Consider the following 24,663-nt stretch of genomic DNA (forward strand, 5'->3'; position numbering starts at 1 on the left):
ACAAGCTGGATGAAAGAACCGTGGTGGTGGGAGATCTCAGTCAACGGCAAATGGTGATGAACGAACATCGAGAGCGGAACAAGTACCTCAACCGAGCAGTGTTCAACGACTGGGGCTTGTATCCCTTCACACAAATGCTCATCTACAAATGCCAGTTGTACGGAAAAGACCTCCACTTTTTAGATGAACGCGAGACGTCGAAAACCTGTAGCGGCTGTGGGCACAAGCAAGCCATGCCGCTCTGGAAACGGACGTATTGTTGCACGGAATGCGGACTCGTCATGGATCGCGACGACAATAGCGCCGTCAACATCTTGATGAGGTTCCTTGCCCGGCTGGGGCCACACACGGGCGATCCCGTGCGGTGTGCGGTCGTTTTCCCCGCAATCGACAATGTAAATACGTTTGAACACATTTAGAATGGCAGATAGGTATGCAGGAGAAGAGTATCCTTGTTGTTGGTAGTCTGAACATGGACCAGGTTGTGCATGTGCCACATATTCCCCAGCTGGGGGAAACATTATTAGGGGCAGGTTCGCTACGGCTTATTCCCGGTGGCAAAGGAGCCAACCAGGCGGTAGCAATGGCGAAGCTGGGCGCGCCTGTGACCATGGCAGGGCGAGTAGGAAGCGATCCTTTTGGAGCGCAGCTTATTAGCTCATTGCGGGCAAATGGGGTCGATGCGGGACTGGTCGTTGTCGATGAACAAGAAATGACCGGCACGGCATTTATTTTTCTCGCACCCGATGGTGATAATGCTATTGTGGTGGCTTCCGGCGCCAACATGCAGGTCGGGCAGGATCAGGAGCAAATGAGGCGTATTTCTGAGGCGCTTGTGCCTGCCAGGGCGCTGGTGTTACAACTGGAGATTCCATTGGAGACCGTTAAGACATTGATCGCAGCAGCGCATGACCGGAGCGTACCGGTAGTGCTGAATCTGGCTCCTGCCCAGCCGCTGCCGTGGGAGATACTCCAACAGGTGGATATATTGATCGTCAATGAGAATGAAGCCAGCCTGCTCAGTGGTCAACGTGTAGAGAGCCGCGAAGATGCCTACATTGTGGCTACCGTCCTGCGCGAACATGGCATATCCACGGTCGTCATCACCCTGGGCGCGCAAGGCGCTTTACTTGCTCATGACGATGGTATGGGGGGCACAAACATCGTCTATCAAGACGCCCCAAAAGTGCAGGTCATCGATACCACTGCCGCGGGCGATTGCTTTGCCGGAGCACTGGCGGTGGCTTTGACGGAAGGCCAGACGCCCCAGGATGCCCTACGCTTCGCCGTCTATGCCGGAGCCTTGAAGGTGACGAAATTCGGCGCCCAGACGGGACTACCAGGTAGGGCAGAGGTGGAGGCGCTACTGCGAGCATCGTAGCCAAAAAATTTCATAGCAATTTCATCCCTCATATGCTATCCTCTATTACAATCAAAGCAATAAAGAGGTGAACAGATGACAGTCTATCCGCAGCGTCGAACCTCTGAGCGGGACGACAGGAGTGAAGGAGTTTCTACCATGTCAATCAGCTACCACGATGTCGAAAAGCTCCAGGCGCTTTACCCCAACCATCAAATCGAATTGAAAGAAGGTAAACTTATTCTTATGGGTCCATCGGATGCCATATCAGCTATAATCGGAGCTCGTTTCATAGCATTCTTAAGTCCCTGGGTATTTCGCAATAATCGGGGGCAGGTCCTGGATTCGAGTATCGGTTATCGTTTACCTGATGGTGATCTGCTGTCTCCTGCTGTCTCTTTTGTTTCACGAGAGCGGCTCAAACAATTTCCTCTCCCGAACTGTTCCCCGGCTGGGAAATACCCGTTACCAGTATCTGGCCGCCCGTCTTCGACTAATGTTTTTACCAAATAGAGGAATCTAGTGGCACCCCTGCGGGTGCCAGGCACAAGACAACAAGGGAGTCGTGCAAATGCAAGTAGGAGTTGGCCTGCCAACCGGCGTCCCTGGCACATATGGGCAGCTTGTCATAGAATGGGCGCACCGTGCCGATGAAGGCCCGTTTTCTAGCCTGGGCGTTATCGACCGCCTCGTCTACGATAGCTATGAGCCTTTGATTGCTCTGTCCGCTGCCGCCGGTGTTACGCGCAGAGTGAAACTCGCTACCACCATCGTCATCAGTCTTCTACATAATACCGCCATGCTTGCCAAAATGTCCGCCACGCTCGATGCCATTTCCAATGGGCGTTTAGTGCTGGGGCTGGCGGTGGGCGCCCGCGAAGAAGATTATATCGCCGCTGGCGTCGATTACCATGGGCGAGGCAAACGCCTCTCGGAGCAGCTTGCTGCCCTGCGTTCCCTGTGGGAAGATGACCAGCTTCGTCCTGCGGCAGCGCGTCCCGGTGGCCCTCCAATACTCGTCGGTGGGTTGAGCGACTCGGGGTTTGCGCGCATGGCCCGTTATACTGATGGCTATGTGCATGGTGGGGGTCCGCCAAGGGCATTTGCGCGAGCCGCTGATAAGGTGTTCGCGGCCTGGAGCGATGCCGGACGACCGGGTAGGCCCCGGTTATGGGCGCAAGGCTATTTTGCGCTCGGCGACGATGAAGTTGTCGAAAAGGGCAGGCGTTACATGCGCGACTATTATGCCTTTACCGGGCCATTTGCCGAGAGGATTGTTGCCGGAATGCTTACCACTCCCCAGGCCATCGCGCAATTTATCCGCGGCTATGAGGATGCCGGTTGCGATGAACTGGTATTGTTTCCCACCGTACCCGATCTTGCTCAGCTTGACAGGCTGGCCGATGTACTGAATGGGCTGGGAAGGAAACCATCATGAAGATTGTGATTCTTGGCGCGGGTCCGGCAGGACTCTATGCGGGGTTGCTCATTAAAAAAGCCAATCCCGCGCACGATATTTCTATCATCGAACGCAATCCTGCCGATGTCACCTATGGCTGGGGCGTCGTCTTCTCTGACCGCACCCTGGCGTCGTTCCAGCGCGCCGATTATAAAACCTATGAGCAGATTCGCGATCATTTCGTGATCTGGAACGATATCGATACCCGTTATCGCGGTGAAACAATCCGTTGCGGCGGTCATGTGATTGCCAGTATCTCGCGCAAGCTGCTGCTGAACATCTTGCAAAGGCGCTGCGCTGAACTCGGTATCAGCCTCACGTTTGGTCGCGAGATTGCTGATCTCTCCGAACTCGGCAGCTATGACCTGCTGGTTGCCGCCGATGGCATTAACAGTATCGTGCGCAAAACATACGAACCCATTTTCAAGCCGAGCATCGAGTTGGGCAAGGCAAGGTATATCTGGCTCGGCGCAAACAAAGTCCTCGATGCCTTCACCTTTATCTTTCGCGAGAACGAACAAGGTCTTTTCCAGGTGCATGCTTATCCTTTCAGCGGCACCACCAGCACCTTCATCGTTGAATGCGACGAAGCAACCTGGTTGCGCGCGGGGCTTGACCAGGCCGATGAAGCACAAAGCCTTGCCTTTTGCCAGCAGTTGCTGGCCGGTGATCTGAATGGGGCGCAATTGCTCTCGAATAACTCGAAGTGGATTAACTTTGCCACGCTCAAGACCCGCCACTGGCACCATCAGAATATCGTGCTGCTGGGAGATGCCGTTCACACCGCTCATTTTTCGATTGGCTCAGGGACAAAGCTGGCTATGGAGGATGCAATCGCATTGGCGGGCGCACTGGAACAACATTCCGATCTCGAAACCGCTCTTAATGAGTATGAATTGGAGCGCAAGCCGGTGGTCGAAACCTTTCAGCGCGCTGCCCAGGAAAGCCAGACCTATTTCGAGACGCTCAAACGCTACCTTGGCCTGGAGCCGTTGCAGTTCACGTTCCAGCTATTGACGCGCAGTGGCAGGATTACCTATGACGATCTGCGCATGCGCGATATCCATTTCGTCGAAGCGGTTGATCGCTGGTTTGCGTTCAGAGCTTTCGGTGATCTGCCTACTGACGTCGAGGATGGAGAACTATCTCCTGATGATATATCCATAGTTGTTCCGCCCGTCGCTGCCCCTGCCATCATCGCCTCGTCGGCTGCATTCACACTACTGCGGCTGCGGGATCTCGTGCTATCCAATCGTATTGCCGTTTGTCATACGACTCATCGTGCTTCATCCTATTACCCTGTACAAAACGGGCTGCTCAACGAAGCCTACGCTAACCAGCTCGTCAGCCTCGGCCTCAGTGGAGCGGGCCTGGTGCTGACCGAAATCGTCGCTGTTTCCCCTGGTGGACGCATTAGTCCTGATTGTCCCGGCATGTATGATGCTTCCCATGAGTTTGCCTGGGAATGGACGGTTGCGGGTTTTCATGGCAACACGCTGGCGAAAATGGCTATCCAACTCGGTCACGCCGGGCACCGTGGCTCGACCCGCCCGCGTTCAGAAGGCCTGGACAGGCCACTGCGGAATGGCAACTGGCCGCTACTCTCGGCCTCACCCCTGCCCTATACATCCCATAGCCAGGTTCCTAAAGAGATGGATCTTGAAGATATGCAGCGTGTGCGCGATGATTTTGTACGGGCGGCACAAATGGCAGGGGAAGCGCACTTCGACATGCTGCAACTGCACTTTGGTCATGGTTATCTGCTGGCCAGCTTTCTCTCCCCGCTCACCAACAGGCGCACCGATGAATACGGCGGAGACTTGCAGCATCGCATGCGCTATCCATTAGAGGTTTTCGATGCTGTACGCGCGGTCTGGCCAGAAGATAAGCCTATCTCGGTTGCCTTATCTGTTACTGATGGCGTAAAAGGTGGCTTCGAAATAGAGGATGCAATTGTTGTTGCGCAGGCGCTTAAGGAGCATGGTTGTGATATAATCCAGGTACTCGCGGGCCAGACCACTATGGACGGCGAACCCGCTTATGGCCGTGGTTTCCTGACTTCTTTGAGCGACCGCGTGCGCAACGAAGCAGGCATTCCTACGATGGTGGGCGGCTATCTAACCACGAGCGACGAGGTCAATACTATTCTGGCCGCCGGTCGCGCCGACCTCTGTCTCATGGACTCGCCGCACCTGAACGATGCAGCCTGGGCGGCTGCCATTAATATCGAACTAAATGAGGATTTGCTCCAATATAAGGAGCTGCATAGCTAGTTTCAATCCACAGCGAGAGGTCGGGAAAGGGTTCAGCTCCTGCCGCTTTCCATAGGGGAGCATACTGGCAAACCCGAAAAAGTCAAGTGGAAATGTACTAGAGAGGCGGGTACAGCGATATGGCAGACGAAAATAATCTCGTACTTGCGGGAAAACGAGCAGTAGTAACCGGTGCAGGTCGAGGCATAGGACGCAGCATTGCCCTTGCTCTCGCTGGAGCAGGCGCGGACGTGGCCGTGACCGCTCGCACGATAGCTGATCTCGAAACATTAGTCGAGCAGATTTCTGCAATGGGCCGTAAAAGCCTGTCGGCTCCCTGCGACGTAACCGAGCCTGAGCAGGTGCAGTCGATGGCTCAGACCTTTCTTGAAGGTCTCGGAGGAGTAGACATCCTGGTTAATAATGCCGGCAATGCAGGTAGTCACAAGTTCCTGAATCATCCCGACGAGCTGTGGCACCGCATGCTTGCCATCAACCTGACCAGTGTCTACTACGTCACCAAAGCCTTCGTGCCCGCTCTCATAAATCAGCGCAGTGGTCGCATTATCAACATCGCCTCGATTGCCTCGCGTGTTGGCGGCAGCTACATCGCGGCCTATACCGCTGCCAAGCATGGCGTACTTGGCCTGACTCGCGCTCTCGCCGTCGAATTGCTGCCCTATAACATCACGGTGAATGCCATCTGCCCCGGCTATGTAGACACGCCCATGACCGACGCGAGCGTTGCCAACATCTCGAGCCGCACCGGCATGCCAGAGGAGAAGGCGCGCGAAGTCTTAGCAAAAACCAGCCCTCAGAATCGCCTGATAGAGCCGGAGGAGATAGCGGCAATTGCCCTCTTCCTGGCGCAGGATGTGACCAAAGGCATTACCGGGCAGGCGTTCAATATCGATGGCGGCGGCGTGATGTCGTAAGCCGCCAGCTCGTAGGGACCGATTGATCGCGCTCAGCGCCGGTGATGAATTTTTTCGATCAAGACCGGTAATCCGAGCAGTCTACCATGTCATTCTGAGCGGAGCGAAGAATCTTAGCTGGACTCGACGCAGATTCTTCGCTCCGCTCAGAATGACATGCAATGGTAAAGGAATCATGAAAGAGGTGTAGCATGCCCTATCAGAATGACATGCAATGGTAAATGACATGCAATGGTAAAGGAATCATGAAAGAGGTGTAGCATGCCCTACGATTTTCTCTACGAAGTAAGCGACGGCATCGCAACCCTGACGCTGAATCGTCCCGAAGTGATGAACGCGCTCACTTTCGAGGTATACGCCCAGCTTCGTGACCTGTTTGAGACGCTGCGTTACGACGATGCTGTGCGCGCCGTGGTGCTGACCGGCGCGGGGGATAATTTCTGCTCCGGTGGTGATGTGCATGCCATTATCGGCGAATTATTGAAACGCGATATGAAAGGCCACCTGGAATTTACACGCATGACCGGAGCCGTCGTCCATAACATGCGGCAACTAGATAAACCGATTATCGCGGCCCTCAACGGCATGACTGCCGGAGCGGGAGCCGTACTTGCCCTCGCGTCCGATCTGCGCATCGCCTCTGAGAAAGCGCGTTTCGCTTTCCTCTTCACAAAAGTCGGACTGACCGGTGCCGATATGGGTGCTGGTTACCTGCTGCCGCGTGTGGTGGGAGCCGGGCGCGCCTTCGAATTACTGCTGCTGGGCGATACCATCGATGTCGCCACTGCCGAACGCTATGGTCTCGTCAATCTCGTCGTTCCACATGACGAACTGCTATCAAAAGCGCGCGAATGGGCAAAGAGACTGGCCGATGGCCCGGCCCTGGCTATTTCGATGACCAAGCGTATGATTAACTCCGAACTGGATATGGACTTCGTCTCCGCCATCGAAGCTGAGGCCCAGGCGCAGGCCCTGATGCTTATGGGCGATGCCCATCGTGAGTTTTATGAAAGGTTTAAGGCGAGGCAGCAGAAGATCTCATGAAGAGGAACCGCCCGCTGGAACCACCGCCAGGATACCCACTCCAGAAGATGAGGAAGGATCAGGCCCAGGCACGCTAAGGTTGCCTGCAACTTTCCCATCAGAGAGGCGCAGTACCTGTATCTGACCACTGTAGTAATTGGCATAAAGAACATTCGTGCCGGGAACGATCTGAGGCGCAGAAGAAAACTCAATTGAAGCACGCGAGAGAGCGGAATCCGTCCAACGTACATGACCATTATTTGCATCAAGGGAGATGATAGAGGCATTGCTTTTACCATCCTCTCGTGAAACGGTGATTGATACGATTCCGTTCTGCACCGTCAGTGACCAGACGCCTGCTGAAGCAGGATAGTGCCACAGTTGTGTTCCATCTGCCGCTCGCACCGCGTATACGCTTCCGCTTGCCGCGTAGGTAGTGTTGTCCTGGGTCGTCTGGAATTGAACTGTATTGCTATAAACAACACCGTTGAACTCGGTGAGGCTATAAACCTCTCCATCAAGCGAAACACTCCATCTTGCCGCTCCATTGGTTGCATCAAACCCATACAGATGACGATGGCCCGGCTGATCTACAGCAGATGCGGAAATGCAGAGGATGCCGTTCACCACCAATCCGCCAGTGTAATCCGGCTGCTCGTTATCTGTCGGAATCTTCTTTTGCCAGAGAATCACACCATTTTTAGCATTGATGGCATAGAGCGTCGTCGTTGGCGCATCGATTTTGCCAGTATACGTTGTTCCATAGAGTATTTTGTTGGTCGCAGCTTCCAGAGTAAGCCCGGCTGCGGCATCGACAAGATGATCCCGTGTCGCAATGCCCGTTCCGTTATAACGGTGCTGCCAGCGAATCGTTCCCATCACGGCATCCAGGGCTGTTACAATACTATAACCTTTCGCATCCTCTGCTTCTGAAAGATAGACAGTCCCATCAGCAAGCAGTGGGTTTCCTAGAAGATTGAGACTGGCAGTCTGATAATCAACTTTGAACCGCCAGCGTACCGTTCCATCAGCTGTATTGATGGCGTAAAAGTAGTAGCCATTACTACCGGTGCCGAGCGCGTACAGGATATTTCCTATCACCTGTCCGTCCGGCGGAACAGGGTCGGTACCATTCTGGATAGGCATCTTAAAGCTCCAGACTTGCTTATGTGTCGCGGCGTCGTAGCGGTAAATCGTGTTATTCACTATGAGATAGAGCGCATCTGAACGTACAACCGGTTGCTTTGTTGGAGTCTGATGTCCCGTGGCAGGCTTCTGTCCTTGATGAGCTTGCTGTAGCACGACAAGCATGCTTCCGACCAGCAGAATAGCAAACACGATTGCCGCGATCGTGCTGAGGCGGCGCAGGGGTACATTTTGGGATTGCGAACCCTTAAAAACCAGTTTCATGGGCTTGCTCCTATCATTCTGCGTATGGGTGCCCTGACGTATCTCTGGTATTACTGCGCTGCGGGATGCGCGATGCTGCGCAAGACGGTTCCAGACTCGCTCTACCGGTTCATTGCTTGCATTGCCGGCAGAGTAATAGTCCTGTAGGGTGCGGACAATCTGAATATCAAGAGGGTCAGAATGCTGAGTGTTCTGCAGGCCTGCCTGGAAAGCATCGATCTGTTCGTCTACTGTATCTGCATGAAAATGTTCGCGTTCATAATTTGCCATATGAATCCTCCTCTGATCTTATTGTCTGTAAATGCCGCGCAGCGTATTGAGCGCACGTGAAAGCATGGTGCGAATTGCGCCTTCGTTTTTATTGAGAATGGTAGCGATCTCAGCACAGCGCAAACCGGCCATGAAGCGCAGCTCTAACACTTCCTGTTGCGACACCGGCAATTGTTTCAGATAGGCATGAAGATGTTCATACTCTTCCTGTTGTAATGCAAGCTCATCAGGAGTCGCTTCGTCGTCGATGTTTTCGGCCAGGTGATCGAGCGGGACCATACTCCAACGGGAACTTCTTCTGTGGTAATCGATGATCTTATTACGGGCAACCGTCCAGAGCCATGCTCTTCGTTCGTCTTCAGGCATCATCGCAAGTTTTTGTTCATGCTCCATTGCTATCAAGAAAACTTCAAAGAGCAGATCTTCAGCATCGTTTGATGTTTGCGCATGCCGGCATACGTAGGCATACATTTTTGATGCGCATTGCCGGTAGCATTCCGCGATTACTGAGCCATCTCCCGCGGGAATATCTGCCCGGTCATCTTTCCTACCCTGATGGGATGAGTGCATTTTTCAACCCTCACGTCTTTTTGTAGAGATATCTCGTACATAGCAACGTCCAACGGGCAGAAATGTTACATTGTTGTGACACAACAACTCGTGCTATACTGTCACCATGCCGGATTGTTCTGTAGGGCGCACCCTTGCGGTCGCCTGCTGAGGTGATGCAGATGCAAAAAACGATCATCAATCCTCCCACGCTGGCCCGGCCACGAGGCTTCAGCCATGGTGTGCTCGTCACGGGTGGGCAACTTCTCTTCCTGGCCGGTCAGACCGGTAGTAACGCGGAAGGCAATATCATAGACGGAGACCTGGTAGGCCAGTATGAACAGGTTTTGCGCAATCTTCAAACGGTGGTCGAGGCGGCGGGCGGCACTATGCAGGATATTACCAAAATCAATATTTTTGTACGCGACCGCGACGACTACCTCGCGCACCTCAAGTCCCTGGGTCAGGTTCATCGCTCATTCTTTGGCGATTACTATCCGGCCACTGCCCTGTTTGAGATCTCGCGCTTTTTCCAGGACGATGCACTGATCGAGATAGAGGGTATGGCCGTAGTAAATCCAGATTCGAAAGCATAATCTGCTTGAATGGCGTTGCAATGAAAAAGGTTCTCTGGCATGTCATTCTGAGTGCCATGAAAAAGGCTTTTTGGATGTCATTCCGAGCGCAGCGAAGAATCGAAGGCATTCACCCTGGCATGTCATTCTGAGCGCAGCGAAGAATCTGCGTCGAGGCCGCCGGGATTCTGAGCGCAGCGAAGAATGACATGGGGTGGGTACTTTCCTTATAGTATACTGTTCACATAGAGAGAGTAACTACATGGACTTCGAACTGACAGAAGCACAAAAACGAGTCCAGGCCAGGGCGCGCCAGTTTGCTGAGCAAGAAGTTGCTCCGCTGGCACGCGAGGCCGATGAGAAAGGCCGGTTTCCCTTGCAACTTGTGCGTCGCATGGGTGAGCTTGGCTTCCTGGCCGGGCCGATTGATCCAGCATACGGTGGCTCCGGCATGGACTACGTCAGTTATGCCCTGCTGTGCGAAGAATTGGGACGGGTCGATTCCTCTGTGCGTGGTTTCCTGACCGTGCATGCCAGTCTCGTTTCGTTGTGCATTCAGGAATGGGGTACCGAAGAGCAGAAACGCTACTACCTGCCCCGCCTGGCAAGCGGCGAATGGATTGGCTGCTACGCGCTGACAGAGCCGAACGCGGGTTCCGATGTCGCCAGCATGGAGACGACCGCGCGCGAAGAGGGTGATAGCTACATCCTGAACGGCGAGAAAATCTGGATCACCAACGGTACCAGCGCCCGAATCGCCATCGTCTTTGCCAGCCGGGATCGTTCAGCGCGGCACAAAGGCATCTGCGCCTTTATCGTCGATACCGACGCTCCCGGTTTCCAGCGCGAGCCGATGCCGGGTAAAGAATTGGGCCATCGCGCTTCCGAGCATGTCCATATTATCCTAAAAGAATGTCGCGTGCCGAAAAGTGCCTTGCTGGGCGCTCCCGGCGAGGGCTTCAAGCTTGCCATGTCTGCCCTGGATCGCGGTCGCCTGGGTGTGGCTGCCGGAGCAGTAGGTGTGGCGCAGGCGTGTCTTGATGCCTGTGTCGCATATGCAAAAGAACGCCGCCAGTTTGGTCAGCGCATCGCCGATTTCGAGATGATACAGGCGACTCTGGCCGATATGGCCGCCGACGTAGAGGCTTCCCGCCTGCTTGTTTACCAGGCCGCCTGGACGAAAGACCAGAACCTGCCGGCGACGAAAGCTACATCCATTGCCAAGCTCTTCGCGACAGAGGCGGCTATGCGCGCGGCATCGCAAGCGGTCTTACTGCACGGCAATCGTGGCTATTCCAATGAATACCCGGTCGAGCGTTACTACCGCGATATCAAGGGTTTGCAAATCTATGAAGGAACCAGTCATATTCAGCGCATCATCATTGCCCGCGAACTGGTTGGACGCGCACCGTAGGGCCTATTTTGATTTTAAACGGTCAAGATCGGCAATCCGAGCGAGCCCGGCTGTGTCATTCTGAGCGCAGGAGCCGAAGCCCTGAGCAGAGCGAACGGGGAAGAATCTGCAGCGATGGCATACCGAGATTCTTCGCTGCGCTCAGAATGACACGGCTGGCTGATACTTATCGATTTTGATTGTGAAAGTTCGGCATCGGCCCTTGTGGTCGCTCTTTGCATTTAAATCAATGATGTCTATTTTATCTCGAGGAGGAGAAACGTATGGCCTATTCGGAATACTGGAATCCCAAGAACGAAACGATGCCTCGCGAGGAATTGCAGGCGCTGCAACTCCTCAAGCTCCGCCGCATGTGCGATTGGGCGTATGCCAAATCGCCATTTCACCGGCGCAAGTTCGACGCGGCAGGCTTCCATCCCGAACAGCTCAAAACGCTGGATGATCTGCGGCGCATCCCTTTTATGACGCGTGAAGAGTGGATGGAATCCATCTTCAATACTCCCATGTTCGGTGATATCACCACGACCGATCACAACCATGCCATTCGCTATCACCTCACTTCCGGCACCAGCGGGCGCACTCCCATACGCGTGCTGGATGGTACGAAGGACTGGGATTGGATCGCCGAAATGTGGTGCTACGGCCTATGGGGCTTCGGCGTGCGCCCTGAAGACAGCGTGTATTTCGCCTTTGGTTATGGCTCCTTCATCGGCTTCTGGGGCGCGCACTACTGCTGCGAGAAAATCGGCGCGCTGGTCATTCCAGGTGGCGCGCAAACTACCGAGGCTCGCGTTAAACAAATCGTCGAGATGGGCGTGACCACCGTCTGCTCCACGCCTACCTATGCCCTGACGATGTGGCAAAAGGCGCGCGAACTTGGTATTGACCTGGCAAAGGATAGCAAGGTTAACAAGCTGATCTGCTCCGGCGAACCTGCCGGCTCCATCCCCGCCGTCAAACGCCAACTGGAAGAGGCCTGGGGCGCGAAATGCGGCGATACCGCCGGTATGACCGAACTCGGCACCATCATGATCTTCGAATGCTCGCACCAGCCGGGTGGCACACATATCATCGAGGACAACTACATCGAAGAGGTACTAGACCCGGCAACCGGCGAGCCGGTAGGCTATGGCGAACTCGGCGAGCGCGTCGTGACCTCCTTTGGCCGCGGCTTCATCCCCGCCATTCGCTATCGCACCAAGGACATGGTCATGAAGGTTCCGGCCAGCACCTGTAGTTGCGGGCGCACCTGGGATATCTACGATGGTGGCATTCGCGGGCGCTGGGACGACATGAAGCTCATTCGCGGCACCAACGTCTACCCACGTGCCGTCGAATCGATTGTGCGCGAATATCCCGCCATCGACGAATTCCAGATTTACATCTGGCGCAAAGATACGCTCACAGACGAGATCACCATCAAAGTCGAGATCAAGCCTGGCTTCGAGTCACAATGGGAGACTCTGCAGCGCGACCTGGCGAAAGACCTGGCCAACGCCCACGAGGGCCTGCGCTTCAACATCGAACGTGTCGACTACGGCGTCCTGCCACACTTCGAACTGAAGGCGAAACGCCTGGTGGATGCTCGTCCCGTCGCCCAATATAATCAGTAAGAGGAGCAACAACGATGACTACAAGCACTACCGATCTCCTTGGCAAGCCGCTTACCGAACAGGAGCAAGAACTGCTCAATGTCTACGATGCATTGAAGAAACTGGCCGCGCAGGATGACCTTCCGCCCTGCGTGGCCCGCAATGTCCGCCAGGCCCTGGCCTCGATGTGGCAGGCCACCAATGACCTGGACTTGCAGTTTGAGCAGTTGTATGAATATGGCGTGTAGGATTTCTTCATGCAAGAACAGGCCTGCAACGCGCCGGCGCGTTGCAGGCCTGTTCTTGCATGAAGAAATCCTACATCATATCAAATGCTCTTTCAAAAACTCCACTGTCATGCGAATAATCTCGCGAGATCGCGCGTCGTCATTGAAAATATCGAAACCATGCCGACCTGCTGGATGATTTACGAAGGTAAACGGGATATTGCGTGTGCTTGCCTCCTGCACAAACTCGTCGATAGATTTGTTAAGGGCAGGCTGATCAAGCCCGGCTTTCGCAATAAACAGTGGGGGTATATTGCCAGGCTCTGTACGTAGATAGTATACCGGTGAAAATTCCTGAAACGTTGGCTCCTCTTCTGGCGAATAGTGGAAATACTCCTTGTTCAAAATACTCATTCCTCCGTAGTAAGAGACAATGCAGCGAATATATGGAGGCGTGCCCCGCATTGCAGTTCGCAGGCCATATAAAGCACCGGCTGAGAAAGCCCATATACAGAGAGCATGTGCATCTATTCCCAGTGATGAAGCATTCTCACGGACATAGGATACCAGGTCATCGATATCGCTCCCAACCTCATGCAACTTTGTATATCCCTCAATGGAGCGATGGTTAAAGGTAACAGCCACAAAACCTGATGCCGCTATCAATTGTCCGTAAGAAATGTAGAGTCCAATATCCTTGCCTCGTACTAGCAACTCTGGCGATAAATCTCCGCCGGAAACAAGTATGACAGCGGGACGCGTTGTACCCGGTTCCATTTCCCACGGATAGTACACGTCCATTTTTAGCGCAAGTTCGCCAATCTGCTTGAATGTAATGTCTTTCCTGACTGGAACCTGTTCCATGTCAGGAACAGCATACACTAATCGCTTACTGGCTAGCTCGTTGAACGTTGCCTTGTCCATTTGGCCCCCGTGCGGCTATATTTCTAGCAGGTGTATCTTCAAAAATTCTAATGTCGCCTGGATAATCTCCTTCGACCGTGCATCATCATCCAGCATGTCGAAGGCATGCTGCCCCGTAGCATGGTTCATGAAATCGATGTTCACATTTTTCGTGACCGCCATCGTCACAAGACGAGCGATGGATGCATTCAGCCTGGGATCATCCAAACCTGCCCGAACAACTAACAGAGGAGCGACAGTAGCACTTTTATTGACAAGTGCAGCACTTGAGAATTCATCAAGAACTTCCTGCGAAAGGTCAGGTAAAGGCGGTCCGGGAAACTCTGTTTCCTCTTGCGGCTCCTCATAGTACACTTTCAGGTCTGAAATCGCATAGTAGGAAACGATGCAGCGGATATACGCTTGATTATCTCTCAGCGCGGAACGCAGTCCAATCGGACCTCCTGCTGAGCAGACCCAGATGCCGATCTTGTTAGCATCGATGCCCAGCATTTTGCTATCATCGCGCACGAATGCAATCAGATCGTCAACATCGCTTGCTGCCTCGTACAGCTTTGCCAGCATCTCGGTAGAGCGATGGTTAAATGTAACACCGATAAGACCCATTGCCGCAGCCAGTTGTCCCCAGCAAGTGTAAGCTGCCCATTCCTTCGCATCCTTCAGAAATTCTGGTGGCCCATCTCCATGCACAAAAATCACTGCCGGAAGCCGTGTCTCTCCAGTATAGTTGGATGGATAGTACACATCCAGCTTCAATTCGTTCTCATCCACGGTTTTGTAAACGATATCTTTTTGCACGATAGCCTCTTCCATCCCAGGAATGGCATACACAACGGGTTTTAGTCGAAAATCGTCTTGCTCTTGATTGTCGCGGTTGTCTTGTTCTTCCATTTGCCTTCAGAACTCCTTTTCATATTCCTGAATTTCCAGAAGATATAGTAGCATATTCTCGCAACTGGCCCGCTGGCCCAATACTCAATTCTTCAAAACCATACTGAGAACGACCATCGAAAAAAGTTGCACTATGCTAACGGATGGGGTAGGATAAGCAAGCAGCAAAAGAAATGAAGGAGGCCGCAACTATGTCCCTGCAAGACGAAACGTTTACCCTTGGCGTCGAAGAGGAATTTCAGATCGTCAATCCTGATACATACGAATTGAGTCCAGATGCCGATCAACTGGTCCCTGAAGCCCAGAAGTTATTGGGCGAGGGCGTGCAGAATGAAATGATGCTCTCACAGGTAGAAGTGGCTACGCCCGTGTGCCGCACACTCGATGAAGTGCGAGCAGAACTGACACGCATGCGTTCGGGCTTGATAGACATAGCAGGGCGTATGGGAAGGCAAATCGCCGCCGCAGGTACGCATCCATTTTCGCCCTGGCAAGAACAGCTCATCACTCCCAGGGAACGCTATCAACAGCTTGTGCGCCAGCAGCAGCGTATGGTGCGCCAGCAGGTTATTTTTGGCTGTCACGTGCATGTTGGCCTGAAAGACCGCGAGTTGGGTATTCCACTCGTGAACCGCACCCGACTCTGGCTTTCACCACTGCTCGCGCTCGCTGCCAATTCTCCGTTCTGGGCGAGCGAGGACACACAGTATTCCAGTTACCGGACGCCATTATGGTGGGCCACTCCCATGTCTGGTCCCCCGCCGGCATTTGAATCAAAAGTTGATTATGATGAACTTGTACAGGCGCTGGTCGCAACCAAAAGCCTGGAAGATGTAACCAGAATCTATTGGGACATACGCCTGCCGGAACGCTTTCCCACCATCGAATTTCGTGTGATGGATGTATGCATGACCCTAAACGAGGCTGTAATGGCCGCCGGGCTTGTGCGCGCATTAGTACGTACCTGCTACGAACAGGCTTTGCGCAATGAACCGTTTCCGCTGGCGCATACTGAGTTGCTGAGCGCGGCCCATTGGCGTGCCGCCCGCTACGGCCTGGATAGCGATTTGATCGATGTGTACACTGAGCGGCTGGTTCCCGCAACTCAACTCATCGAACAGTTCCTCGCATTTTTACGCCCGGCGCTCGAAGCCGAAGGCGATTGGAAGCATGTCTCATATCAGGTGAATGAACTGCTGCGACGCGGCAATGGGGCCGCAAGACAGCGTGAAGTCTACCGGCGCACAGGGCAATTGAAGGATGTCGTGGAGTACATAGTTGCTGAGACAATTCCTCATCCATAGGTCACAATCTCTTGTAATCAATCCGTAATCCTGGTATACTTGTTCTAAATCGATAAATTATTCAGGCGTTCCGTTCTTTTCTTGTAGTTAGTACAGACCTTTCCGAGGTGGTCATGGATGCACAACCTGCCGTTCCAAGTGTCACAGTCGTCCTTCCTCACGTGCTGCGTGCCAAAATAGGCAACCGCAAGTCGGTAACGGCGAGCGGCAGTACCATTCGTGAAGTTATCCATGCGCTTGACCGCGACTACCCCGGCCTCGAATTCCATATCTGTCACGAAACAGGAGAACTCCGCCCCTACGTTAACATCTTTTTGAATCGCGAAAGCATCCGCTATCTCCAGGACCTTGATACCCCGGTTACACCTGGAGCAACCATTCATATCCTGCAATCCGTCGCAGGAGGCCAACCAGGCACTCACTGACAATTGGTAATTGACTACAAAGAACAATTCCAGGAGGTAAAACATGACTCTGCACAGTCTGAAAAGCAAGTATACTCCCGGCACCACCTTATTAACTGTTGGCACCAAACGTGGCCTTTTTCTCTTAAGCTCGCAGGATCGCGAAATATGGGAGGTCGAGGCTACCACATTGAAAGGCACCCGTGTTTTCAATGCTATTCTTGATCAACGCGACGGCCGGCGTTTGTTCGCAACCGATAACGGCGACTTCTTCGGCACGTTTTTGCGCTTCAGCGATGACTTCGGCCAGACGTGGCAGGAACCGGAACAGGGTATCCAGTTCCCCAAAGATAGCGGCCAGAAACTTACCAACATCTGGCTAATCCAGCCTGGGCGACCGAATGAAGCGGGTGTGGTTTACGCGGGTGTTGATCCGGCCAGCCTCTGGGTCAGCGAAGATAATGGCGCGCATTGGGAAATGAATGCGGGACTGGCGAATCATCCTACACGGGAACACTGGCAGCCCGGTGCCGGCGGTCTCTGCCTGCACACCATCGTTCCTGATCCTACCAATGCATCGCGTATGTGGATAGGCATCTCGGCTGTAGGCTGCATGCGCACAGATGACGGCGGCAAGAGCTGGGTCTTTGCTAACAAAAATACACGCGCCAGTTTCTTGCCTGATATATATCCAGAGTATGGCCAGTGCATCCACCGTTTTGTCCAGCATCCCACGCAGCCCGATGTCCTCTACCAGCAGAACCACTGCGGCATCTACAAAACTTTGAACGCGGGCGATGACTGGATAGACATTCAGCATAACCTGCCCTCGGAATTCGGTTTTCCTATAGCCATTGATCAACATCATCCTGATACCGTGTTCGTGATTGTTGAGGACCCATATGGTCGTCAGAATGTTGGCGAGCATTTTAGTGTGTATCGTACCCGCAACGGCGGCGAAAGCTGGGAGCCGCTTACCGAAGGTTTACCGGCAGGCCCGGGGGTTCGGCTTGGTGTCTTGCGCCATGGAATGTGTACCGATACTTCTGACCCCTGTGGAGTCTATGTCGGTACCAATACCGGGCAGATCTTTGCCACTCGCGATGGCGGTGATAGCTGGCAGCTGATCGCCGACTTCTTGCCGGCAATCTATTCAGTGAACGCGACTGTGATCGCTTAAATCAACTTCAATCTCCTGTTGCCGGGATGATTTTTGTTGGTGCTAAGCGGTGATGAGGTAGCGCCTGGTACCTGGCCTGGTGGGATTAACAGGCCAGGTACCAGGCGCTGTCCCTAATGAATTTTTCCAACCGAATCGAGGAATCCGTGCGTGTCATTCTGAGCGCAGCGAAGAATCTCGGTGCGCCTGGACGCAGATTCTTCGCTGCGCTCAGAATGACACGGCTTCGGTCAGAATGACACGCACGGATGCGCTCAGAATGACACGGCTTCGGTCAGAATGACACGATTGGCACCACTCAGATTACCGATTTTGCCAGGGAAAATTCATCAGGGGGCCGGGGTCAATAATCTGCCATCTAGCAACCTCTGCAACCATTTTTACGCCTCATTCGTGTAACACATTAAGGTTATCTTAGAAATAACTGTAGGGATTACTAATATTACTACCTGTTTTGGGGAACCACATAGCCTTTCAAATTTGAAAGGCTTTTGCAGTTTACAGCTACATGGGGCAGTAAGGACGTTGATGTGCGTGCAGCTAACCCATGTAGTTTCTCAGGTAAAGTGCCGGATAGAGGAAGAACAGAGGTGTATGATTTGAATGTCTCCGCGTCCCCGGAAGCTCCTGATGGGGAAAAACAACCATTCTTCAAACGCGATCCGGCAATGCGGTTGTGGCACTCTATACGCGATTGGATGCGAAAAAGGACGTTCGCGCCGGATTGGTTGCCGGGGAGTTGGCGTCATCCCGTATCTGGCTACGTTGCGGCGGTATTGCTACAGGTACTCGCTGTTATCATCATATGGTTGCTAATCTCCCTCTTTCCTGCCTTCGAGTTCGCCGGGATACTGGGAGTGCTGGCTATCGTACTCGTAGCCGTGAATTGGGGTATTGGCCCCGGCTTACTGGCGACCGTGCTGGGTATCGTCCTGCTCGATTCTTTCGTCTTATTGCCGCACAGTGGCGAGAGCTTTTTTGGGGCGAAAAACGTTGTCGAGGTTTTGTTTTTCCTGGTCAGCGGATGTGTCACCAGCATTACAGCTGGCCGGGGCGAGCATAAAGCGGCACATCAAACAGGGGAATTTGAGGCCATTTTCGAATCGATGGCCGATGGCGTCTTCGTTTACGGCAGCGAGGGCTCTATGCTGCGTATGAATGCTGCGTTTCGCAAGATGGTTGGCCTCAAGGCTGAGAACGAAAGAAGTTTTTTCTCCCAGTCACTCGATGAAAGACGCACACAGCTAACAATGGCCGATGAATTCGGTCAACCCCTACCCTTCGAGCGATGGCCACAGTCCCGTATTTTACGCGGTGAGGTGCTTACTGAAGCAAATACTGCCGATGTAATATTTCATACCTTTGATGGACGTATTTTGCATGTCAATGTCAGCGGCGCTCCGGTGCGCAATGCCGATGGAGAGCCTGTTGCCGCGCTCTGTATCTGTCGGGATGTGACGGAGCGTCGCAGGCTAGAACGCCGCACTCATGATGCCCTCAATGCCCTGCTTGCCATGGCAGAATCGCTTGTTTCCTTGCCTGAAAGCGTGAAAATTACCGGACAACTGTCGCAAGATGCATCTGACAGGATAGCACAGAAACTGGTAGAGCTGACACGTGATGTTATGGGTTGTGAGCGTGTTGGAATTACCGTCGTAGACCCACAGACACAAAATCTTCGTTCCGTGGCAGTCGTGGGACTTCCTGCCGAGCAGGAACTGCTATGGCGAGCCAGGCGTCCAGGTTTTCACCTCAGTGATATGCTCATGAATGAAGCATACCAGCAGCAACTTCTTGAGGGCGAGCCGATCATTCTGGATATGACACAGCCGCCGCTTTCGCAGTATCCCAATCCTTTCGATATTCATCGCATGCTGCTTGTGCCGATGTCTATAGACAATCAACTCATCGGCCTGATCTCCTTAGATTACGCCGATAAGGCTCACCAATACACGCAGGAAGAGAAAGCGTTTGCAAGTGCAGTGGCCAGGCTGGTAACGCTGGTGTTCGAGCGCGAACGATTGTTGCGCGAGCGGGCCGAGGCGCGCGCGAACGAACTGGCCCTTCGCCAGGCGAACCAGCAGATGGAAGAATTCCTTGGCATGATCAGCCACGAATTGAAGACGCCTCTAACAAGCATTAAGGGTAATACGCAGCTGGCGGTGCGCCAGTTGAAAAATAGTTTGCAATCGCTCGAGAAAATTTTGGGATTGTACGAAAGCGCTGAACAGCAGAGCCGGCGCTTAAATCGGCTGGTGGACGATCTGCTGGATGTCTCACGCGTGCAAGCTGGTTACCTCGACCTGCATCTTGCTCCTCATGATCTGTTATTGATTGTGCGGCAAGCGGTTGAAGAACAACAGCAGGTGTGGTCTGATCGCACAATAACATTGGAATCCGGTGACATTCAAACAGCGCCTGTCGAAGTGGATGCTGATCGCATCGCGCAAGCCATCATGAACTATCTGACCAATGCTTTGAAGTACTCGAGCGAAGATCGGCCCGTCCAGGTACGTTTGCAAGAACAGGAGAATGAGGTCAAGGTCAGCGTGCGCGATTATGGACCCGGCATCTCCACTGAGCAACAGGAATATATCTGGGAGCGCTTCCGGCGGGTCCCCGAAATGGAGATACAGAGCCGTTCCCATCTCTCAAATGCGGGCCTTGGTCTCGGTCTCTATATTAGCAAGACCATTATCGAACAGCACCATGGGCAGGTAGGCGTCGATAGTATACCTGGCGAAGGCTCTACCTTCTGGTTCACATTGCCGCTGGCACCGGACGCCAGGGGTGAAGCGAATAGCCAGGAGGAATCGTGACATTAGGGACGAGATTTCCCAATTTGATTGTGAAAAGCCATTATGGAACCAGATGAGGAGAGAACGAGAGTGTCCAATATACGCGGCGTTATTCTTGATGTTGATGGCACGCTGGTCTTAAGCAATGAAGCGCAGGCAAAATCCTGGGTGGAGGCCATGGCCGATTTCGGATATTATGTTTCCGTCGAAAGAATAGGCCCATTAGTCGGTATGGGTGGCGACAAAGTCTTGCCTGAGACAACCGGGCTGCAAAAAAATAGTGAAGACGGCATAAAGATCGATGCAAGACGCGCGGAAATCTTCAAACAAAAATATCTTCCAACGCTGCAAGCCGCGCCCGGCGCCAGAGATTTGCTACAGCATATGCGCGAAAAAGGTCTCAAGCTTGCAGTCGCCAGTTCCGCTAAAATGGATGAATTGAAACCCCTGTTGCAGGTGGTGGGTGCCGCTGACCTCGTGCAAGAAGAAACTTCCGCCAGCGACGCCAGCCAATCCAAACCGAACCCCGATATTATCCAGGTGACGCTTCAACGCATCGGCCTGCCTGCTGACCAGGTTCTTATGCTCGGCGATACGGTTTACGATATTGAAGCGGCGGGCAGAGCTGGCATCGGCACCATCGCCCTGCGTTGTGGCGGCTGGTCTGATCGCGACCTTAAAGGCGCACTTGCTATTTACAATGATCCTGCCGATTTGCTAGAACACTACGACACTTCGCCCCTCGGAGATTCCTCGTCGGGCCGGTCATTCTGAGCGCAGTGAAGAATCTCTGGCGGCACGCGGATTCTTCACTGCGTTCAGAATGACCGGGATCGTTCTGTCTACCGGTCAAGATAGGACGTTTATACTATGCCAGGAACACATCCGGTTAAGAAATCATAACTAAGAACTAGTACTTTCAACTAACGCTTAACCTCTATATGCTTAACGGCGCGCGGCATATGCTACAAATGAAATGGCAGTTGTTCGTGGTAAATAGCTCTGTATGGGCCTGGAACACAGCGAGATTTTTCGTTTATTTGTAGCGTTTATGTTCCTGGGGGATCGGACTGGCAAGCCAGGCAACTACAGGCGACTATGATGGTTGCCTCTACAAGTTATTTTTTCTCTTGGGAAAGGGAAAGCGCCATGCATTTTGACACGGTCAGGTTTTCACATATCCTGGAAAAAGATAAGCTGCATGATGTAGCTTATTTTTTGTCCCATACAGCTTTTGTTGTTTCACATAAGACGGAAAGCCTCGAGACGTTATTGGGAGTCCTGTGGTATTTGCCGGGTGATAGTCCGGTAATTGTGGTGACGAACTGCCCTGAAGAACAACTGCCGGGTATCAAATGCGGCATTCAGGATCATTTAGTCGGTCATAAGAACATCTTCCTGGTGCATCAAAAAGATGAACATGTGGCGCGATTATTGGAGCTCTCTGGAGTCACACATATCCTTGGCCATGATGGGAAAGTGCTTGATGGCAAGGGCGAGGGTATGTATATCGGTACGCTTTTTGCGACGCTTTTGGGATATCCTGAGTGGATCGTCTTTTACGATGCGGATAACATCGTACCATGCGCGCTGCTTGAATATACGCTCGCCATGGGAAGATTATTCCTCGCGGCGCGTCCAACATTCTCCTCATTTGAAAGCGGCGTACCTGCCTTTTTGCATAATGTGCGCATCTGCTGGTCATCCAAGCCCTCTCTTACCGGCGGGAAACTGGAACAAAACGTGTTAGGTCGCTGTACGCGGGTTATTTCTCCTCTCTTTCACGACGTATTAGAACACTGGCTGGGCGTGCGCAACTACGTGGTCAGCTCATCGAATGCCGGCGAGCAAGGTATGACGATGACAACGGCCAGAGCTTTACGCTTCTCTTCAGGCTTTTCGGTAGAAACATTTCAGTTGCTTGATTTCTTACTCAAGGCTGCAACCCTGAAAGACCTGCCTGGAAGCACAATCTACCAGCAGTACCAATCCAGGAGTCCTCATTTTCATACCAAAAAAGAGGACGAGCATATTCGCAAAATGATCGCCGTTAGCCTGGGCAGTTTCTTCGTATTCCGCCACTATCTCCCACAAAGTGTCGAGGATCGGATAAATCGCCTGATCGATGAACTGAACCTCGATGTGGCCTGTCCCCTGATCTATCCGTCTTTAGATAGCCTGAGCCTGATGGGTAACGAGGCATTTGTGGATGCATACAGACTATTCGACGAAGTAGAAACTGGAGAGTACGAAATTGCGGCTGCTGTTAGTCCGTCATGGAGCGACGCCTAATAATATCGAGGCGCGCTATACCGGGCAATCAGATGTTGAACTCAGCGTCTCAGGCCTGCAGCAGGCAAAGTTGCTTGCTGCGCGCCTGGCTGCAGAGACATTTGATGCGATTGTTTCCTCTGACCTGCGCCGCTCACTTGCCACGGCGCAGGCTGTTGCCGATTATCATGGGCTTTCCGTATGGGAGGATGCCGACCTGCGCGAGTTTTCCCTCGGCGCCTGGGAAGAGGTGCCATACGCCGAGGTCAAAGCCCGTGACGCGGCCCTGTTAGATCGCTGGCGGAACGACCCGGAACATACCGCTCCTCCAGGAGGAGAGACCGGCGCCCAGGTGCGCGACCGCATATTACGCGCGCTCGAACGCTGGCAAGCACAATACCCGAAAGGAACTGTGCTATGGGTGACGCATGGTGGGACACTAGGGGTGCTGCTCTGTCACCTGCTGGGAATGGAACTGAGACGCCGCAACCAGTTTCGGTTCGCGAATGCTTCAATCACTGAACTCAAGCTCGATGATCAGCTCGCGATACTTAAATATTGTAATGACACGGCCCATTTAAGGGATGTCAATCCAGTATCTTAGCTTCTTTACCGGTGAGTCATCGCTTTTGATGGCATTCTCGAACTGGCCGCCGTTCTTTTCGATGATCTTCTTTGATCCAATGTTGTTCTCGTCGCACGTCAGCAGTACTCTGTATAGTCCGAGTTCTTTGGCTTTCTGAAGTCCAAGTTTCAATATCTGACTACCGTAACCACGTCTCCTTTTGGATGGGCGTATCTCATAGCCGATATGACCACCCACCTTCATCAGGCGGTCGTTCAGCTCGTGCCGGACTGATAGCCGCCCGATATACTCGTCATTCTCAATGAGCCAGAAATCGGAGGATGGAACCCATTCTGATGGTAATTTGGAGCGGTCAGTACGCGACAGAACTGCCTGGACGAAACTGCCGAAGTTCTCGTTCAAGTTTTCCGCATCTATATTGAGATTCCTGCCCTCGGCCTGAAATTCAAGCAGGGCCTGGATATAGCTTTCTTTGTATCTCTCTGACGGGAGCGCAAGAAAGGGCATCGCTCTTCTCTTTCTGTCTGTAACGCGGGAAAGCAATTCCCGCTGCATCCCATTATAACCGATGGATAGCAGAATATAGTAGTTTTGCAACGGTGCTTTGATCTACCAGATTATTCTCATATAAACTTACCATTTATCATCTTATTACTTGACAAAAATTGTAAGATATTGTATCTTATAGACAAACCCGTCAGTAGAAGTATCTTCGGTAGTGGCTGAGGGTATATGTAAACCAGGGGTAAGAAAGGAAGTTCAGCATGAAAAGGCGTCCAAGGCCTGACACGCAGGGGGTGAATGGTAATAGCCCGACCTTGCCAAAATATACGATTGGCGTGGTCTCCCAGCTGTTAGGATTGCCCCCTCAGGTGCTACGGCGCTACGAGGAAGCAGGTTTGCTGGAACCGGCTCGCCAGTCGGGTAAGAACCGCCTGTATTCAGATCAGGATATAGCCATCCTCGAAGAGATCGCCGAGCTTTCTGAACAGGGCGTGAATGCGATAGGTATACGTCATATTATCCAGATTCGCAAAGATGTCACTATTCTGCAACAAGAGATCAAAGAGATGCGCGAAGCCTTGCATCGCTATGAGGAGGAGAGGGTGCGCATCGAGATGAGTAGCCAGAGCATCGATATGGATTCTGAGACAATTGAAATGAGCAGCCAGAGCGTTGATGTGCATGCTGAGGTGGAAGAGTGAGCAATTTTTTGACTTCTATGCAAAACCGGCGTAC

24 protein-coding genes are annotated in these 24,663 nt (G+C 52.9%); 19 read left to right on the forward strand and 5 right to left on the reverse strand.

Annotation, left to right across the window (positions count from 1 at the left end; translation table 11 throughout):
* The 7 genes from VFA09_11205 to VFA09_11235 form a co-directional block, all read left to right on the forward strand.
* On the forward strand, positions 1 to 419 hold a 419-nt coding region (locus tag VFA09_11205; GenBank protein ID HZU67832.1), incomplete at its 5' end, for a transposase.
* Between the two features lie 14 nt (positions 420 to 433).
* Positions 434 to 1,381, forward strand: a complete 948-nt coding sequence (gene rbsK / locus VFA09_11210) for a ribokinase (GenBank protein ID HZU67833.1) — start codon at positions 434 to 436, stop codon at positions 1,379 to 1,381.
* Between the two features lie 138 nt (positions 1,382 to 1,519).
* Positions 1,520 to 1,873 (forward strand): Uma2 family endonuclease, encoded by a 354-nt coding sequence (locus VFA09_11215; protein ID HZU67834.1) that lies wholly within the window; start codon positions 1,520 to 1,522, stop codon positions 1,871 to 1,873.
* 58 nt (positions 1,874 to 1,931) lie between these two features.
* Complete coding sequence (locus VFA09_11220) at positions 1,932 to 2,798, forward strand: LLM class flavin-dependent oxidoreductase (protein HZU67835.1); 867 nt, start codon at positions 1,932 to 1,934, stop codon at positions 2,796 to 2,798.
* Entirely contained in the window at positions 2,795 to 5,092 is a 2,298-nt protein-coding gene (locus VFA09_11225) for an FAD-dependent monooxygenase (protein HZU67836.1), read from the forward strand. The genes VFA09_11220 and VFA09_11225 overlap by 4 nt, the downstream gene beginning before the upstream one ends.
* Positions 5,093 to 5,211: 119 nt before the next feature.
* On the forward strand, positions 5,212 to 6,006 hold the full coding sequence (locus VFA09_11230; protein HZU67837.1) for an SDR family NAD(P)-dependent oxidoreductase: 795 nt from the start codon (positions 5,212 to 5,214) through the stop codon (positions 6,004 to 6,006).
* A gap of 261 nt (positions 6,007 to 6,267) precedes the next feature.
* Positions 6,268 to 7,050: an enoyl-CoA hydratase family protein gene (locus tag VFA09_11235; protein ID HZU67838.1), complete on the forward strand. Its 783-nt coding sequence runs from the start codon at positions 6,268 to 6,270 to the stop codon at positions 7,048 to 7,050.
* Here VFA09_11235 and VFA09_11240 read toward each other — a convergent pair.
* A complete protein-coding gene (locus VFA09_11240) occupies positions 7,045 to 8,709 on the reverse strand; it encodes a PQQ-binding-like beta-propeller repeat protein (GenBank protein ID HZU67839.1) in 1,665 nt (554 codons plus the stop codon). The genes VFA09_11235 and VFA09_11240 overlap by 6 nt on opposite strands.
* Positions 8,710 to 8,727: 18 nt before the next feature.
* A complete protein-coding gene (locus tag VFA09_11245) occupies positions 8,728 to 9,279 on the reverse strand; it encodes a sigma-70 family RNA polymerase sigma factor (GenBank protein HZU67840.1) in 552 nt (183 codons plus the stop codon).
* Positions 9,280 to 9,440: 161 nt separating this feature from the next.
* On the opposite strand from VFA09_11245, the gene VFA09_11250 reads away from it, so the two are divergent.
* The 4 genes from VFA09_11250 to VFA09_11265 all read left to right on the forward strand — a co-directional run bounded on the left by VFA09_11250 (position 9,441) and on the right by VFA09_11265 (position 13,087).
* Positions 9,441 to 9,854 (forward strand): RidA family protein, encoded by a 414-nt coding sequence (locus tag VFA09_11250; GenBank protein ID HZU67841.1) that lies wholly within the window; start codon positions 9,441 to 9,443, stop codon positions 9,852 to 9,854.
* A gap of 241 nt (positions 9,855 to 10,095) precedes the next feature.
* Positions 10,096 to 11,247: an acyl-CoA dehydrogenase family protein gene (locus tag VFA09_11255; protein ID HZU67842.1), complete on the forward strand. Its 1,152-nt coding sequence runs from the start codon at positions 10,096 to 10,098 to the stop codon at positions 11,245 to 11,247.
* 263 nt (positions 11,248 to 11,510) lie between these two features.
* Entirely contained in the window at positions 11,511 to 12,860 is a 1,350-nt protein-coding gene (locus VFA09_11260) for an AMP-binding protein (GenBank protein HZU67843.1), read from the forward strand.
* A gap of 14 nt (positions 12,861 to 12,874) precedes the next feature.
* The gene (locus VFA09_11265) at positions 12,875 to 13,087 is read left to right on the forward strand and encodes a hypothetical protein (protein ID HZU67844.1); all 213 of its coding nucleotides are present in this window, start codon (positions 12,875 to 12,877) and stop codon (positions 13,085 to 13,087) included.
* A 75-nt stretch (positions 13,088 to 13,162) separates the two neighbouring features.
* On the opposite strand, the gene VFA09_11270 is transcribed toward VFA09_11265, so the two are convergent.
* The gene (locus VFA09_11270; GenBank protein HZU67845.1) at positions 13,163 to 13,990 is read right to left on the reverse strand and encodes an alpha/beta hydrolase; all 828 of its coding nucleotides are present in this window, start codon (positions 13,988 to 13,990) and stop codon (positions 13,163 to 13,165) included.
* Positions 13,991 to 14,005: 15 nt separating this feature from the next.
* Complete coding sequence (locus tag VFA09_11275) at positions 14,006 to 14,881, reverse strand: prolyl oligopeptidase family serine peptidase (GenBank protein ID HZU67846.1); 876 nt, start codon at positions 14,879 to 14,881, stop codon at positions 14,006 to 14,008.
* A 191-nt stretch (positions 14,882 to 15,072) separates the two neighbouring features.
* Here VFA09_11275 and VFA09_11280 point away from each other — a divergent pair, with 191 nt between their 5' ends.
* From VFA09_11280 to VFA09_11310, 7 genes are all read left to right on the forward strand, one after another.
* Entirely contained in the window at positions 15,073 to 16,185 is a 1,113-nt protein-coding gene (locus VFA09_11280) for a carboxylate-amine ligase (GenBank protein HZU67847.1), read from the forward strand.
* A gap of 113 nt (positions 16,186 to 16,298) precedes the next feature.
* On the forward strand, positions 16,299 to 16,610 hold the full coding sequence (locus tag VFA09_11285) for a MoaD/ThiS family protein (GenBank protein ID HZU67848.1): 312 nt from the start codon (positions 16,299 to 16,301) through the stop codon (positions 16,608 to 16,610).
* A 43-nt stretch (positions 16,611 to 16,653) separates the two neighbouring features.
* A complete protein-coding gene (locus tag VFA09_11290) occupies positions 16,654 to 17,769 on the forward strand; it encodes a sialidase family protein (protein ID HZU67849.1) in 1,116 nt (371 codons plus the stop codon).
* A gap of 590 nt (positions 17,770 to 18,359) precedes the next feature.
* The gene (locus VFA09_11295) at positions 18,360 to 20,588 is read left to right on the forward strand and encodes an ATP-binding protein (GenBank protein HZU67850.1); all 2,229 of its coding nucleotides are present in this window, start codon (positions 18,360 to 18,362) and stop codon (positions 20,586 to 20,588) included.
* A 69-nt stretch (positions 20,589 to 20,657) separates the two neighbouring features.
* Positions 20,658 to 21,341: an HAD family hydrolase gene (locus VFA09_11300; GenBank protein HZU67851.1), complete on the forward strand. Its 684-nt coding sequence runs from the start codon at positions 20,658 to 20,660 to the stop codon at positions 21,339 to 21,341.
* 375 nt (positions 21,342 to 21,716) lie between these two features.
* A complete protein-coding gene (locus VFA09_11305) occupies positions 21,717 to 22,859 on the forward strand; it encodes a mannosyl-3-phosphoglycerate synthase (protein HZU67852.1) in 1,143 nt (380 codons plus the stop codon).
* Positions 22,822 to 23,442, forward strand: coding sequence for a histidine phosphatase family protein (locus VFA09_11310; protein ID HZU67853.1), 621 nt, complete (start codon positions 22,822 to 22,824; stop codon positions 23,440 to 23,442). Before VFA09_11305 ends, VFA09_11310 begins: the two co-directional genes overlap by 38 nt.
* Here the strand turns inward: VFA09_11310 and VFA09_11315 are convergent.
* Positions 23,416 to 23,931 carry a GNAT family N-acetyltransferase gene (locus VFA09_11315; GenBank protein ID HZU67854.1) on the reverse strand — a complete coding sequence of 172 codons (516 nt, stop codon included), beginning with the start codon at positions 23,929 to 23,931 and terminating at the stop codon, positions 23,416 to 23,418. The genes VFA09_11310 and VFA09_11315 overlap by 27 nt on opposite strands.
* Positions 23,932 to 24,188: 257 nt before the next feature.
* Between VFA09_11315 and VFA09_11320 the strand changes: the two genes are divergently transcribed.
* Positions 24,189 to 24,629: a MerR family transcriptional regulator gene (locus tag VFA09_11320; GenBank protein HZU67855.1), complete on the forward strand. Its 441-nt coding sequence runs from the start codon at positions 24,189 to 24,191 to the stop codon at positions 24,627 to 24,629.
* The last annotated feature ends 34 nt before the right edge of the window (positions 24,630 to 24,663 follow it).

It is taken from the genome of Ktedonobacteraceae bacterium, assembly GCA_035653615.1.
Taxonomy (GTDB): domain Bacteria; phylum Chloroflexota; class Ktedonobacteria; order Ktedonobacterales; family Ktedonobacteraceae; genus DASRBN01.